The sequence below is a fragment of the Thioalkalivibrio sp. ALMg13-2 genome (genome assembly GCF_000381185.1).
Lineage (GTDB): Bacteria > Pseudomonadota > Gammaproteobacteria > Ectothiorhodospirales > Ectothiorhodospiraceae > Thioalkalivibrio > Thioalkalivibrio versutus.
On the sequence record NZ_KB906101.1, the window covers coordinates 106,216 to 120,741 of the forward strand.

At 66.4% G+C, this 14,526-nt stretch carries 11 protein-coding genes, 1 tRNA gene, 1 other RNA gene and 1 pseudogene; 13 read left to right on the forward strand and 1 reads right to left on the reverse strand.

What is annotated here, in order from left to right; all coding sequences use genetic code 11:
* Positions 1–18: 18 nt before the first annotated feature.
* The 8 genes from ispE to grxD all read left to right on the forward strand — a co-directional run bounded on the left by ispE (position 19) and on the right by grxD (position 5,308).
* Complete coding sequence (gene ispE / locus F618_RS0101960; protein WP_051080744.1) at positions 19–873, forward strand: 4-(cytidine 5'-diphospho)-2-C-methyl-D-erythritol kinase; 855 nt, start codon at positions 19–21, stop codon at positions 871–873.
* A gap of 119 nt (positions 874–992) precedes the next feature.
* Positions 993–1,067, forward strand: a tRNA-Gln gene (locus F618_RS0101965).
* 33 nt (positions 1,068–1,100) lie between these two features.
* Positions 1,101–1,225, forward strand: a non-coding RNA gene (locus F618_RS15270) — RtT sRNA.
* 145 nt (positions 1,226–1,370) lie between these two features.
* Positions 1,371–2,309, forward strand: a complete 939-nt coding sequence (locus F618_RS0101970) for a ribose-phosphate diphosphokinase (RefSeq protein ID WP_196799408.1) — start codon at positions 1,371–1,373, stop codon at positions 2,307–2,309.
* Positions 2,310–2,448: 139 nt separating this feature from the next.
* Positions 2,449–3,150 (forward strand): 50S ribosomal protein L25/general stress protein Ctc, encoded by a 702-nt coding sequence (locus tag F618_RS0101975; protein ID WP_018169038.1) that lies wholly within the window; start codon positions 2,449–2,451, stop codon positions 3,148–3,150.
* Positions 3,151–3,174: 24 nt separating this feature from the next.
* A complete protein-coding gene (gene pth / locus F618_RS0101980; protein ID WP_019567630.1) occupies positions 3,175–3,804 on the forward strand; it encodes an aminoacyl-tRNA hydrolase in 630 nt (209 codons plus the stop codon).
* Positions 3,801–4,895: a redox-regulated ATPase YchF gene (ychF, locus tag F618_RS0101985; protein ID WP_018937282.1), complete on the forward strand. Its 1,095-nt coding sequence runs from the start codon at positions 3,801–3,803 to the stop codon at positions 4,893–4,895. The genes pth and ychF overlap by 4 nt, the downstream gene beginning before the upstream one ends.
* 83 nt (positions 4,896–4,978) lie before the next feature.
* The gene (grxD, locus tag F618_RS0101990) at positions 4,979–5,308 is read left to right on the forward strand and encodes a Grx4 family monothiol glutaredoxin (RefSeq protein WP_018145267.1); all 330 of its coding nucleotides are present in this window, start codon (positions 4,979–4,981) and stop codon (positions 5,306–5,308) included.
* Positions 5,309–5,399: 91 nt separating this feature from the next.
* On the opposite strand, the gene rnt is transcribed toward grxD, so the two are convergent.
* Positions 5,400–6,086: a ribonuclease T gene (rnt, locus tag F618_RS0101995; protein ID WP_018145268.1), complete on the reverse strand. Its 687-nt coding sequence runs from the start codon at positions 6,084–6,086 to the stop codon at positions 5,400–5,402.
* 297 nt (positions 6,087–6,383) lie between these two features.
* On the opposite strand from rnt, the gene aceE reads away from it, so the two are divergent.
* From aceE to F618_RS0102020, 5 genes and pseudogenes are all read left to right on the forward strand, one after another.
* Positions 6,384–9,047 carry a pyruvate dehydrogenase (acetyl-transferring), homodimeric type gene (gene aceE / locus F618_RS0102000; RefSeq protein WP_019567631.1) on the forward strand — a complete coding sequence of 888 codons (2,664 nt, stop codon included), beginning with the start codon at positions 6,384–6,386 and terminating at the stop codon, positions 9,045–9,047.
* A pseudogene (aceF, locus tag F618_RS0102005) lies at positions 9,043–10,398 on the forward strand (dihydrolipoyllysine-residue acetyltransferase); the annotation flags it as partial. The gene aceE and the pseudogene aceF, both read left to right, overlap by 5 nt.
* A gap of 24 nt (positions 10,399–10,422) precedes the next feature.
* Positions 10,423–12,210: a dihydrolipoyl dehydrogenase gene (gene lpdA, locus F618_RS0102010; RefSeq protein ID WP_019567632.1), complete on the forward strand. Its 1,788-nt coding sequence runs from the start codon at positions 10,423–10,425 to the stop codon at positions 12,208–12,210.
* Positions 12,211–12,216: 6 nt separating this feature from the next.
* Positions 12,217–13,182 carry an OmpA family protein gene (locus F618_RS0102015; protein WP_026331118.1) on the forward strand — a complete coding sequence of 322 codons (966 nt, stop codon included), beginning with the start codon at positions 12,217–12,219 and terminating at the stop codon, positions 13,180–13,182.
* 57 nt (positions 13,183–13,239) lie between these two features.
* Positions 13,240–14,463: an argininosuccinate synthase gene (locus tag F618_RS0102020; protein WP_019562805.1), complete on the forward strand. Its 1,224-nt coding sequence runs from the start codon at positions 13,240–13,242 to the stop codon at positions 14,461–14,463.
* Positions 14,464–14,526: the final 63 nt, after the last annotated feature.

A 14,526-nucleotide genomic window follows, 5' to 3' on the forward strand; every position in this document is an offset into this window, starting at 1 on the left:
ACGGGCGGGGGGTTCGGGATGCCGTTTCCGGCCCCGGCCAAGATCAACCGTTTCCTGCACATCACTGGCCGCCGGCCGGATGGTTATCATGAGCTGCAGACGGTGTTCCAGTTCCTCGGGCTGGAAGACCGCCTGCGCTTCGATCCCCTGCCCGAGGGGCGCTTCGAGATGGCCTGCGAGGCCATCGATGGGCAGGACAACCTCTGCCTGCGGGCGGCCCGGCGCCTGGCCGAGGTGGCGGACAAGTCCTTCGGCGTGCGCATCCACCTCGAAAAGCGGATCCCGGTGGGGGGCGGCCTGGGTGGCGGCAGCTCCGATGCCGCCACCACGCTGGTGGCCCTGAACTACCTGTTCGATCTGGGGTGTCCAGTCGAGCAACTGGCGGCGATCGGGCTGGAGCTGGGCGCCGATGTGCCGGTGTTCGTCGCCGGACATGCCGCCTGGGCCGAGGGGGTGGGTGAGCGGCTTGCGCCGGTGGCCCCGGATACCGGCTGGATTCTGCTGATTGATCCGGGCGTTTCGGTTGCCACGGGGGCCATGTTCGGGTGTGCGGAATTGACACGCGACTGCGCCACCGAGACAATTTCGTCCGCGATCGATGCCGAGCGGTTCGTGAACGTGTTCGAACCGGTCGTTCGGGCGCGCTATCCGGAGGTCGATCACGCGCTGGCCTGGCTGGCGGATCAAAGCCCCCGGGCGCATTTGAGCGGGAGTGGTGGCTGTGTGTTCGGGATGTTTCCCGATGAGGGGGCGGCCCGGGCTGCGCAGTCCGCGCAGCCCGCCCCGCGGAAAAGCTGGGTGACGACGTTGCAGAACACGTCACCCTTGCAGGCCTGGTTACCGCCGTGCGGCGGTAACAGCGAAAAAGAATAGGTCCACGCAAGGGTGGCGCGTAGCGCCATCATCCTGCCGGCCCGGATCGGCAACGCCGATCCGGGGGATGGGCCGGGCACGGCGCCGGTCAGGAAGTACAATAGAGTTCAGGGAGATATTGGGCCGTAGCCAAGCGGTAAGGCAGCGGGTTTTGATCCCGCCATGCGCAGGTTCGAATCCTGCCGGCCCAGCCATACAATCAGACCCGCGCCTCGGGCGCGGGTCACCCAAACTGCCGGGACGGCAGGATGAGAACCGGGTTCGACTCGAGCGGCATCGCCGCGAGAGAACGCCGCCACAGGCGGCGGCCCGAAGGGCGGCGCGCAGCGCCGTAATCCTGCCGGCCCAGCCAACAACCGCTTTGCGCCAGAAGGGCGCGAAGCAAAACCACCAAGACCCCGGTCCCGATCCGGGGTCTATAATTTGGAGCTCGGGCGTTCTAGCACGCTCGCTCCACTCCATCCAGACCGGGACGAACCGTGGTCGACAAGAATCGCATGATGATCTTCGCGGGCAATGCCAACCCGCGTCTCGCCCAGGCCGTTGCGGAACACCTGGGGCTGCCGATGGGCAAGGCCATCGTGGGGCGTTTCAGCGATGGCGAGGTGCAGGTCGAGTTGCTGGAGAACGTGCGCGGCCGCGACGTCTTCCTGATCCAGCCGACGGGGCAGCCGACCAACGAAAACATCATGGAGCTGGTGATCATGGTCGATGCGCTGCGCCGCGCCTCGGCCGGACGCATCACCACGGTGATCCCGTATTTCGGTTATGCGCGCCAGGACCGCCGTGTGCGCTCGGCGCGGGTGCCGATCTCGGCCAAGGTGGTCGCCAACATGATCGAGGCGGTGGGCGCGGATCGCGTGCTGACCATCGACGTGCACGCCGACCAGGTTCAGGGTTTCTTCAATGTCCCGGTGGACAACATCTATGCCTCGCCGGTGCTGCTGGGCGACGTCTGGCGGCATGTCTCGGGCGATCTGACCGTGGTGTCGCCGGATGTCGGCGGGGTGGTGCGTGCCCGCGCCATCGCCAAGCGGCTGGATGACGCCGATCTGGCGATCATCGACAAGCGCCGCCCGCGTGCCAACGAGTCCGAGGTAATGCATATCATCGGGGATGTGCGCGGCAAGTCCTGCATCATCATTGACGACCTGGTGGATACCGCCGGTACGCTGTGCCAGGCCGCGAAGGCCCTGAAGGCACACGGGGCGCACTCGGTGATGGCCTATGCCACGCACCCCGTGCTTTCCGGCGCGGCAATTGATAATATAAACGGTTCGGCGCTTGACGAGCTGGTGGTGACCGACACCCTGGCCCTGCAGCCCAATGCGCAGGCCTGCGAAAAGATTCGTCAGTTGTCGGTCGCGGAGATGCTTGCGGAGACCATCCGCCGCATCAACCTCGAGGAGTCCGTCAGCTCGTTGTTCATGGACTAGGTCCGTGTGGGCTGGAGCTGTGGACCGGCGATAACCGATTTCGGGAGGCTTGCCTCCCATTCAGCGCCCCGCCTGGTCGCGGGCGGGGTGTGTTCAAGGCGCTTCGGGTGAAGCGCCTTTCATTTTGGAGACCGTAGCAATGAGCATGAGCTTTACCATTGAAGCCGAGAAGCGTGACGAACAGGGTTCGAGTGCGAGCCGCCGCCTGCGTCGCGCTGGCAAGCTGCCCGCCATCCTGTACGGAGCGGACAAGGACGCCGTGGCCATCACGTTGGATCACAATGCGATGGTCCACAACCTCAAGGAAGATGCGTTCTATTCGCACATCCTGAGCGTGAAGCTGGGCGGCAAGACCGAGAAGGCGATCCTGCGAGATGTGCAGCGCCATCCGTTCAAGCCGACCATCTACCACGTCGACCTGATGCGCGTGAGCGCCAATCAGCCGATCCGCGTCAGCGTGCCGCTGCACTTCCACAACGAGGAAGAGTGCAAGGGCGTGAAGCTGGGCGGTGGCATGGTCAGCCGCATGATCAACGAGCTCGAGGTCGAGTGTCTGCCGGGCGACCTGCCCGAGTCCATCGATCTCGACGTGATCGAGCTGGATGTCGGTGACACCGTGCACATCTCCGAGTTGAAGCTGCCGGAGGGCGTGCAGAGCGTGGCCCTGATGCACGGCGAGGAATACGACTACGCCGTGGTCAGCGTGCTGCTGCCGCGTTCCGCGAAGGCGGAAGAGGAAGAGCTCGAAGGCGAAGCCGCGGAAGCCGAAGGTGGCGCAGAAGCCGAGGGTGGCGACGAGGCCGCTTCCGGCGACGAGTCGGAGTCCGGGGACAAGGAGTAAGCCTTGCGGCTTGCCACCTGACTGATGGCGATCCAACCCGAACCGATCCGTCTCGTGGTCGGGCTGGGGAATCCGGGCCCGCGTTATGCCGAAACCCGGCATAACGCGGGTTTCTGGTTTGTGGACACCCTGGCCCGCCGCCATGGCACGGAGTTCCGCCCCGAGAGTCGCTTCGATGGTGAAGCGGCACGTCTGGCCCTGCCGGACGGCGACTGCTGGCTGCTCAAGCCCATGAGCTTCATGAACAAGAGTGGCCTGCCGGTACGCAAGTGCGCGGATTTCTACCGCATCCCGCCCGCGGCCATCCTGGTCGTGCATGACGAGCTGGATCTCGATCCTGGCGTAGTGCGACTGAAGCTGGGCGGCGGCCATGGTGGACACAACGGGCTGCGCGATCTGCACCGCCACATGGGCGGGCCGGACTACGCCCGGCTGCGGGTCGGGATCGGCCACCCGGGGCATCGCGACGACGTGGTGCCGTTCGTGCTCGATCGCCCTGGGCGGGATGATGCCCGGGCCATCGAGGAGGCCATCGATACGGCCCTGGACCAGATCCCGGCCCTGGTGGCCGGGCGCTGGGACGAGGCCGTGCGCAATCTGCATGGGGGTGGGTCGAAGCCGGCCGGCCCCAAGAACTCCGAGGAAGCCCGATGAGTCTGAAATGCGGGATCGTGGGCCTGCCGAATGTCGGCAAGTCCACCCTGTTCAATGCCCTCACGCGCGCGGACATCGCGGCGGAGAACTACCCCTTCTGCACCATCGATCCGAACGTGGGCGTGGTGGAGGTCCCGGATCCGCGGCTGACGCGGCTCGCCGAGATCGTGAAGCCCCAGCGCACGCTGCCGACCACGGTCGAATTCGTGGACATCGCCGGCCTGGTCGCGGGGGCCGCCCAGGGCGAGGGGCTGGGCAACCAGTTCCTGGCGCATATCCGCGAGACGGACGCGATCGCCCAGGTGGTGCGTTGTTTCGAGGATGACGACATCGTACATGTCGCCGGCAAGGTCGATCCGCTGGCGGATATCGAGACCATTAGCACCGAACTGATGCTGGCGGACCTCGAGACCGTGAACAAGGCGCTTTCCCGTCTGGCACGTGCGGCCAAGTCGCAGGACAAGACCGCCATCGCCCAGTTGCAGGCGGCCGAGAAGGTGTCGGCGGGCCTTGATCAGGGTATTCCGGCACGGGCGCAGGGTCTGGACGAGGACGAGCGGCGGGCCCTGTACGACCTGCACCTTCTGACCCTCAAGCCGGCGATGTACATTGCCAATGTGGACGAGGCCTCGCTGTCCGCTGGCAATGCCATGGTCGAGGCCGTGCAGGCGAAGGCGGCCGAGGAGGGCGCCGAGGTGGTCAGTGTCTGCGCCGCCATCGAGGCCGAGATCGCGGTGCTGGATCCCGAGGAGCGTACCGAGTTCCTGGCCGACCTGGGTCTCGAGGAGCCGGGGCTGGACCGGGTGATCCGGACGGCCTACCGCCTGTTGAACCTGCAGACCTTCTTCACTGCGGGCGAGAAGGAGGTGCGTGCCTGGACCGTGCGCCAGGGCTCCACTGCGCCGCAGGGGGCGGGGGCGATCCACACGGATTTCGAGCGCGGTTTCATCCGTGCCGAGGTGGTGGGGTACGACGACTTCGTCGGATACAACGGCGAGCAGGGCGCGAAGGACGCGGGGAAATGGCGCCTCGAAGGCAAGGAATACGTGCTGAGAGAGGGCGACGTGGTACATTTCCGCTTCAATGTCTGAGCGTTATACTAGGAAATAAGTTTGGGGCGTGCCGCGATGCGCGGCTGCGCCCTGTTTTGGCACCAAATTTCGGGAGTACAGTAATGGACGTAATGGATCGCATCCGCCAACAGGTGGAAGACAATCCGGTGGTGATCTTCATGAAGGGCACCCCGCAGTTCCCCATGTGTGGGTTCTCCAGCCGTGCGGTGGAGGCGCTCAAGCGCTGCGACCAGGAATTTGGCTACGTGAACGTGATCGCGGATCAGGAAGTCATGCAGAATCTGCCGCGCTTCGCCGACTGGCCGACTTTCCCGCAGGTCTATATCGACGGTGAACTGGTCGGGGGCTGCGACATCACCCTCGAGATGTTCGAGAGCGGCGAGCTGAAGAAGATGGTCGACGAGGCCCACGCCAAGCGCGCGGCCAGCTAGGCTGAACTGGCCCGGCGGCCATGCGGCCGTCCGGCATATGACCCGTCACCCGGGCGCCCTTGTGGCGGCTCGGGCGGCGGGTTTTTTACGTTCAACTCCCGGGCGGGAGTTCTTCCGGGTCGGGCAGGCGCAGGGCGTTTTGCGGCACCCCGATCCCGTCCTGCCAGCGATTGGTGATCTGGCAGAAGATGTCCGCCGTCTTTTCCGCATCGAAAGCCGCGCTGTGCGCCGACTCGGTGTCCCAGCCCAGTCCTGCGGCGTCCGCCGCGCGCGCCAGCACGGTCTGGCCGAAGGCCAGTGCCGCCAGGGATACCGTGTCCAGGCTGCTGAACGGGTGGAACGGGTTGCGCTTGATGCCGCAGCGCTCGGCCGTCGCATGCACGAAGCCCAGGTCGAAGTGGGCGTTATGCCCCACCAGTACTGCGCGCTTGCAGTGATTGACCTTCACCTCCCGGCGCACCTCGCTGAACACCTTGCCCATCGCCTGATCCTCGGGGTAGGCCGCGCGCAGCGGGTGGTAGGGGTCGATGCCGTTGACCTCCAGCGATTTCGGGTCCATTTCCGAACCCTCGAACGGCCGCACATGCACGCTGACCGTGCGGTCGCGCACCAGGTGGTCGTTCGCGTCGCGGCGCAGAAACACCGCAGCGATTTGCAGCAAGGCATGCCGGTGGCAGTCGAAGCCGCCGGTCTCCACGTCGACGACCACCGGCAGGAAGCCGCGGAAGCGGTTCGCCATCGGGCGGTGATTGGGGTCTAGCTGCAGAGTTTCGGGCATTGAGGTACTCGGTTTCGGGTGCGGCGGTGGTTCGGGATGTCGGCGGCGCCGGGCGGGGGATCGTCCCGCGTTCCGGCTGTTCAGGCGGGTTGCGCGCGCTTTGCGCACGTTCCCGCAGATTTCCCCGACGATCGGCGCCATAGCGGGCTTTCGCTTGACCTGTTGGCGGGACAGTCGGGATACTTGCGCCTTTTATGCCCGCCCAACACCGGCGCATGGTAGCAAATGCCCGCCTGCCCGGTGGCCCGGCCCCGTAGTGGCAACCCGATTCCCAACCCGTTTTCAGGGGTAGAGCGCATGGACCCGAACGCGACCGAACACGATATCGACCCGCAGGAGACCCAGGAGTGGATCGACGCCCTGGCCTCCGTGCTGGAGACGGATGGCCCGGAACGGGCCCATGCCCTCCTCGAGCGACTGGTCGACAAGGCGCGCCGCAGCGGGGCCTACCTCCCGTACTCCGCCAACACTGCCTATGTGAACACGATCCCCACCCACCTCGAACCGGAATACCCGGGCGATGGCGCGGTGGAGCATCGCATCCGTTCCTATATCCGCTGGAACGCGATGGCCATGGTGGTCAAGGCCAACCGCGCCTCCGCCGAGCTGGGCGGGCATATCGCGACCTTTGCCTCGGCCGCGACCCTGTACGACGTCGGTTTCAACCACTTCTGGCATGCCCCTGCGCATGACCACGGCGGTGACCTGCTGTTTGCCCAGGGCCATTCCTCGCCGGGTATCTACGCCCGCGCGTTCATGGAAGGGCGCTTGAGCGAGGAGCAGCTGGACCACTTCCGCCGCGAGGTGGACGGCAAGGGCCTGTCCTCGTATCCGCACCCCTGGCTGATGCCGGACTTCTGGCAGTTCCCGACCGTGTCCATGGGACTTGGTCCGATCATGAGCATCTACCAGGCGCGCTTCATGCGCTACCTGCAGGACCGCGGCCTGGCGCAGACCAAGAACCGCCGTGTGTGGAGCTTCGTCGGGGACGGCGAGGTGGACGAGCCGGAGACCCTGGGGGCGATCACCCTGGCCTCGCGCGAGAAGCTGGACAACCTGACCTGGGTGGTGAACTGCAACCTGCAGCGCCTGGACGGCCCGGTGCGTGGCAACGGCAAGATCGTGCAGGAGCTGGAGGCGATCTTCCGCGGCGCCGGCTGGAATGTGGTCAAGGTCCTGTGGGGCCGCTACTGGGATCCGCTGCTGGCCAAGGACACCGACGGCCTGCTGCAAAAACGCATGATGGAGGCGGTCGATGGCGACTATCAGAATTACAAGTCGCGCGACGGCGCCTACGTGCGCGAACACTTCTTTGGCAAGTATCCCGAACTCCAGCGCATGGTGGCCAACATGTCCGACGAGGACATCTGGCGGCTGAATCGCGGGGGGCACGACCCGGTCAAGGTCTATGCGGCCTACAAGGCGGCAGCCGAGCACACGGGGCAGCCGACGGTGATCCTCGCGCACACCGTGAAGGGCTATGGCATGGGCGCGGCGGGCGAGGCCCAGAACCGCACCCACAGCCAGAAGAAGATGGATTCGGACGACATGAAGCAGTTCCGCGACCGCTTCAATATCCCGCTGTCCGACGAGCAGGTGGAGAAGGCCGAGTACATCAAGCCGGATCCCGACTCCGAAGAGATGAAGTACATGAACGCGCGGCGCAACGACCTCGGCGGGCATCTGCCCGTGCGCCGGCCGCTGGCCACGCCGCTCGAAGTGCCCGGGCTGGATGCGTTTAACGGCCTGCTGGAGGCCTCCGGCGAGCGCGAGATGTCGACCACCATGGCCTTCGTGCGCCTGCTGACCCTGCTTGCCCGCGACAAGAAGATCGGCAAGAACGTGGTTCCGATCGTGCCCGACGAGGCCCGCACCTTCGGCATGGAAGGGTTGTTCCGTCAGCTGGGGATCTACTCCTCGGTCGGTCAGCTCTACGAGCCGCAGGACAAGGATCAGGTGATGTATTACAAGGAGGACAAGAAGGGCCAGATCCTGGAAGAAGGGATCAACGAGGCCGGTTCCATGTCCTCCTGGATCGCGGCCGCGACCTCCTACTCCACGCACGGCGTGGCGATGGTGCCGTTCTACATCTTCTACTCGATGTTCGGCTTCCAGCGCGTCGGCGACCTGATCTGGGCGGCCGGGGACATGCGCGCCCGCGGCTTCCTGATGGGTGCCACCGCCGGGCGCACCACCCTGGCCGGGGAGGGCCTGCAGCACGACGACGGCCACAGCCAGATGATGGCCGCCAACGTCCCCAACTGCATCGCCTACGACCCGACCTTCGCCTATGAACTGGCGGTGATCGTGCAGGACGGGATGCGCCGCATGTACGCGGAGCAGCAAAGCGTCTTCTACTACATCACCGTGATGAACGAGAACTACCCGCAGCCGGCCATGCCGAAGGGCGCCGAGGAAGGTATCCGCCGCGGGCTGTATCGCTTCCAGGCGGGCGGGCGCAAGAAAAAGAAGGTGCGTCTGCTGGGCTCCGGCACCATCCTGCGCGAGGCCATCGCCGCCGCCGAACTGCTGGACAACGACTTCGGCGTGGCCGCCGAGGTGTGGAGCGCGACCAGCTTCAACGAACTGGCCCGCGACGGCCGCGATGCCGACCGCCATGCGCGCCTGAATCCGGAGGCCAAGCCGCGCAAGTCCTGGGTGGAGGAGTGCCTGGGTGGTTCGGACGACCCGGTCATCGCCGCGACCGACTACGTCCAGGCCTACGCCGACCAGATCCGCGCCTTCGTGCCGGCCGACTATCGCGTGCTGGGCACCGACGGCTTCGGCCGCTCGGACACCCGCGCGGCGCTGCGCCGGCACTTCGAGGTCGATCGTTACCACATCGCGGTCACGGCCCTGAAGGCCCTGGCCGACGCCGGGACCGTCGAGGCCAAGACCGTCACCGACGCGATCAAGAAGTACAAGATCGACGTCGAACGGCCCAACCCCTTGCAGGCCTGAGGCCGCCGGTACCGAGGCAGGAGCAGACATGAGCAACACGACTACCGTGCACGTACCGGACATCGGTGACTTTAAGGACGTCGAGATCATCGAGGTGATCGTGAGCCCGGGGGACACCATCGCCCCGGAGGATCCGCTGATCACGCTGGAATCGGACAAGGCCTCCATCGAGATCCCGGCCCCGCAGGGCGGGACCGTGAAAGCAGTCAAGGTAAAGGCCGGCGACCGTGTCAACGAGGGCGATCCGATCCTGGAACTGGAACCCTCCGACGAGGGTGCCGCCGAGGACAAGTCCGCGAAAGACGAGCCGCCGAAGCAGGAAGCATCCTCTTCGGATGCCAAAGCCGAATCGGCCCCCGAGGCCGAAAAGCCGCAGCCCTCCGAGGCGCCGAAGGCCGCCGACCGGGCCGACCCGCGCCCGTCGCCCACCGAGCACATCCGTGACGAGTCGGCCTTCCGCAAGGCGCATGCCTCGCCGGTGGTGCGCAAGTTCGCGCGCGAGCTGGGCGTCGACCTGAGCAAGGTCGACGGATCCGGGCGCAAGGGGCGCATCCTGCGCGAGGACGTGCAGGGCTTCGTCAAGCGCGCCTTGAGCCAGGGCGCTGGTGGCGGGCTGGGGGTCGAGCCGATGCCGGAGATCGACTTCTCCGAGTTTGGGCCGACCGAGACCCAGGCGCTGTCGAAGATCAACAAGCTCACCGGCAAGAACCTGCATCGCAACTGGGTCACCGTCCCGCACGTGACCCAGTTCGACGAGGCCGACATCACCGAGCTCGAGGACTTCCGCAAGTCGCTGAAGGCCGAGTACGAAAAGAAGGGCGTGAAGGTCACCTTCCTGCCGTTCCTGATGAAGGCGGTGGTCTCCGCGCTCAAGCAGTACCCGCGTTTCAACGCCTCGCTGGACGCGACCGGCGAGAACCTGATCATCAAGCAGTACTACAACCTCGGCATCGCGGTGGACACCCCGGACGGCCTGGTCGTCCCGGTGGTGCGCGACGTGGACCGCAAGAGCCTGGTCGACATCGCTTCCGAACTGATGGACCTGTCCCAGCGTGCCCGTGACAAGAAGCTGAAGCCGGCGGACATGCAGGGGGGGTGCCTGACCATCTCCAGCCTCGGCGGGATCGGCGGGACCCAGTTCACGCCGATCGTGAATGCCCCAGAGGTCGCGATCCTGGGCGTGTCGCGCTCCAGCATGAAGCCGGTCTGGAACGGCAAGGAGTTCGAGCCGCGCCTGATTCTGCCGCTGGCACTGTCGTACGATCACCGGGTGATCGACGGCGCCCTGGGCGCGCGCTTCGCTACCACGCTGAGCGGACTGTTGTCCGACATGCGCCGCATGCTGCTGTAACCGAATTCGAACCGGAGCGATTGGATGAGCCAGACCAAGACCATCGAGGTCCCGGACATCGGGGATTTCAAGGACGTCGAGATTATCGAGGTCCTGGTGCAGCCGGGCAGCGAGATCGCCCCGGAAGATCCGTTGATCACCCTGGAGTCCGACAAGGCGACCATCGACGTGCCCGCCCCCGAGGCCGGCACGGTGAAGAAGCTGCACGTGAAGGTCGGAGACAAGGTGTCCAAGGGCAGCAAGCTCCTGGATCTCGAGGCCAGCAGCGACGCTGCAGGCACCGAGGAGCAGGGCGCCTCCGGCGGTGATGCCAAAGCCGAATCCGCGAAGGCGGAGTCCGGCGCCGCGAGTGAGCCGAAAAAGGCGGCGGCCCCCAAGGCGGCCGCCGACCCGAACACCGGCAGCCAGTGCCAGGTGCTGGTTCTAGGTTCCGGCCCCGGCGGTTATACCGCCGCCTTCCGCGCCGCGGATCTGGGCCTGGACGTGGTGATGGTCGAGCGCTACCCGGAGATCGGCGGCGTGTGCCTGAACGTCGGCTGCATCCCGTCCAAGGCGCTCCTGCATGCCGGCGAGGTGCTGCACGAGGCCGAGCGCTTCGCCGCGCTGGGTATCAAGTTCGGCGAACCGGAGATCGATCTGGAGGGCCTGCGAGGCTACAAGGGCGGCACGGTCAAGAAGCTGACCGGCGGGCTCAAGCAGCTGTGCAAACAGCGCAAGGTGCGCGTGGTCCAGGGCGTCGGCGAATTCACCGGCGCCAACAGCATCGCAGTGGAGGGCAATGACGGCCGCGAGGTGATCGGCTTCGAGCACGCGATCATCGCGGTCGGTTCGCAGGCGATCAAGCTGCCCGGCTTCCCCTGGGACGACGAGCGGGTGATGGATTCCACCGACGCGCTGGACCTGGCCGAGATCCCCGAGCGCATGCTGGTGGTCGGTGGTGGCATCATCGGTCTGGAGATGGCCTGCGTGTACGAGTCTCTGGGCTCCAAGGTCACCGTGGTGGAGCTTTCGGACACCCTGATGCCGGGCGCGGATCGCGACATCGTGCGCCCGTTCGAGAAGCGCGCGAAGAAGCGCTTCGAGAATATCTTCCTCAAGAGCAAGGTGTCCGAGGCCAAGGCCACCAAGGCCGGGATCGTCTGCCAGTTCGAGGGCGAGGCCAAGGGCCTGCCGGAAGAGGACACTTTCGATCGCGTGCTGGTCGCCGTGGGCCGCGGCCCGAACGGGGCGAAGATCAAGGCCGAGGCGGCCGGCGTGCAGGTGAGCGAGCGCGGCTTCATCGAGGTCGACAGCCAGCAGCGCACCAACGTCGAGCACATCTTCGCCATCGGCGACGTGGTCGGTCAGCCGATGCTGGCGCACAAGGCCACTCACGAGGGCAAGGTTGCCGCCGAGGTGATCGCCGGGCACAAGGTCCACTTCGACGCGCGCGCGATCCCGTCGGTGGCCTATACCCACCCCGAGGTCGCCTGGATGGGCGTGACCGAGGAGCAGGCCAAGGCCGACGGCATCGAATACACCAAGGGCGTGTTCCCCTGGGCTGCCTCCGGCCGGGCGATCGCGCTGGGTGCCGAGGACGGCCTGACCAAACTGCTGTTCGATGCGGATGGCCGCGTGATCGGAGCCGGTATCGTCGGCCCGTCCGCGGGCGACCTGATCGGCGAGGCGATGCTGGCGCTGGAGATGGGCGCCGAGATGGAAGACATCGGTCTGACGGTGCACCCGCACCCGACGCTCAGCGAGACGGTGGCCTTCGCCGCCGAGGTCGCGCACGGCTCGATCACCGATATTCTGCCGCCGAAAAAGCGCTAGCGGGTCGTGGCCCGCTTGCGCCAGTGGCTGCGTTGCGCACTCCCGGGATTGGTGCTGCTGGGGGTGGGTATGGCCACGGCGGGTGCTGCGCCCTACAGCGAACCGCTGGAGCGTAGTGACTGGCAGCTGACCGAGGAAGAAGCCACCTGTAGCATCCAGCAGACCGTGCGTCACGGCGGTACGCTGCGTTTCGAGGCCCGGCCGGGCCTGTTGACCGCAGTCTTCTGGCAGGCCCCCTACGCGATGCCGGCGGGCGTCACGCCGCGGCTGCGCACCGGCGCGCCCGAATGGCTGCGTCCGGCGACCCAGTCGCCCCTGGATCTGCGGCTGCAGGCCCGTGACGATCGCTTGTTCCGGGTGCCACAGGGATCGGCCCAACTCCTGAAGGCCCGCCTGCTGGCAGGCCATGACGTGCGCATCGATTTTCCCGATGGTGACGACTCGGTGCACTTTCGCGGCATTCGTTTTGCCCTCCGTGCGCGCGATTTCCGCGCCTGTTATGGCGGGCAGGACGCGCCTGCCGCGAGCCCGGACGGGGGCGCGCTGGATCGCTGGAGCGTTTACTTCGAAACCGGTAGCCATCGTCTGGATCCCGAGGCACGCGAGGTTCTGGAGCGCGCGGCCCGCATCCTGACGGCTACGGAGACCCCGCGCGTTCGGGTCGTTGGCTGGACGGATGCCGCCGGGCCGTTGGAGATCAACCGTCCCCTCAGCCGCAATCGTGCGGAGGTGGTACGTCAGGCACTGGTGGAGGCGGGTCTCCCGGCTGCGGGTGTCGAGATCGAGGCCCCGGGTGTCGACCCGGCCGCCGATGGCGCGCGCCAGGCCTCGCGGCGCAGTGATATCTGGTGGCTGGACAGCGGCGATGCGGACGCGGGTGACGCCCCCGTCGCCGACACGGAAGGGTCCGAGGGCCGCGTCCCCGGCCCCGTTCCGGATCCGGCCGCACCCTCCGCGACCCCGGCGTGGTAGTGACGCCGGTCGCGAAAACGACTATATCTTTACCTTAGGAAAAGGATAGAAATTCTTATGAGCTCCTCGATCAAGCGCGTCGTCCTTGCATACTCCGGCGGTCTGGATACCTCGGTCATCCTCAAATGGCTGGAGGATCAGTACGGCTGCGAGGTCATCACCTTCACCGCCGATCTGGGCCAGGGCGAGGAGGTCGAGCCGGCCCGCGCCAAGGCCGAGGCCCTGGGGGTGAAGCAGATCTACATCGAGGACCTGCGCGAGATCTTCGTGCGCGATTACGTGTTCCCGATGTTCCGCGCCAACACGATCTACGAGGGCGAGTACCTGCTGGGTACCTCCATCGCGCGCCCGCTGATCGCACGCCGCCTGGTCGAGATCGCCGAGGAGACCGGAGCCGACGCGATCGCCCACGGCGCCACCGGCAAGGGCAACGACCAGGTGCGTTTCGAGCTGGGCGCCTACGCGCTGAAGCCGGGCATCAAGGTGATCGCCCCCTGGCGCGAGTGGGACCTGAACTCGCGCGAGCGCCTGATGGCCTACGCCGAGCAGCACAACATCCCGGTGGACTACAAGAAGCAGGGCACCAAGTCGCCGTATTCCATGGATGCCAACCTGCTGCACATCTCCTACGAAGGTGGCCCGCTGGAGGACCCGTGGACCGAGGCCGAGGAAGACATGTGGCGCTGGTCGGTCTCCCCGGAGGCTGCGCCGGACGAATCCGAGACCCTGACCATCGGCTTCGAGAAGGGCGATCCGGTCTCGATCAACGGCGAGCGCCTGAGCGCGGCGGAGTTGCTCGCGAAGCTCAACGAGCGTGGCGGGGCCCACGGTGTCGGCCGCCTGGATATCGTCGAAAATCGCTATGTCGGCATGAAGTCCCGCGGCTGCTACGAGACCCCGGGTGGCACGATCCTCTTGCGTGCCCGCCGGGCGCTGGAATCCATCACCCTGGACCGCGAGGCCGCGCACCTGAAGGACGAGCTGATGCCGCGCTACGCCAGCATCATCTACAACGGCTACTGGTGGAGCCCGGAGCGGCGCATGCTGCAGGCCGCGATTGACGACACCCAGGGCGTGGTCAACGGCGAGGTGCGCCTGCGCCTGTACAAGGGCAACGTGATCGTCGCGGGGCGTCGCTCCGAGGACACCCTGTTCGACGATGCCATCGCCACTTTCGAGGATGACGCCGGCGCCTACGACCAGAAGGACGCCGAGGGCTTCATCCGCCTGAACGCGCTGCGCCTGCGTATCGCCGCCAGCCGCAACCGCAAGCCGACATGAAATGAGCGGGGCGGGCCGCCAGCGCTCCTCATTGAGGGTTGCCCCGCTCCGGCGCCCGGGAAA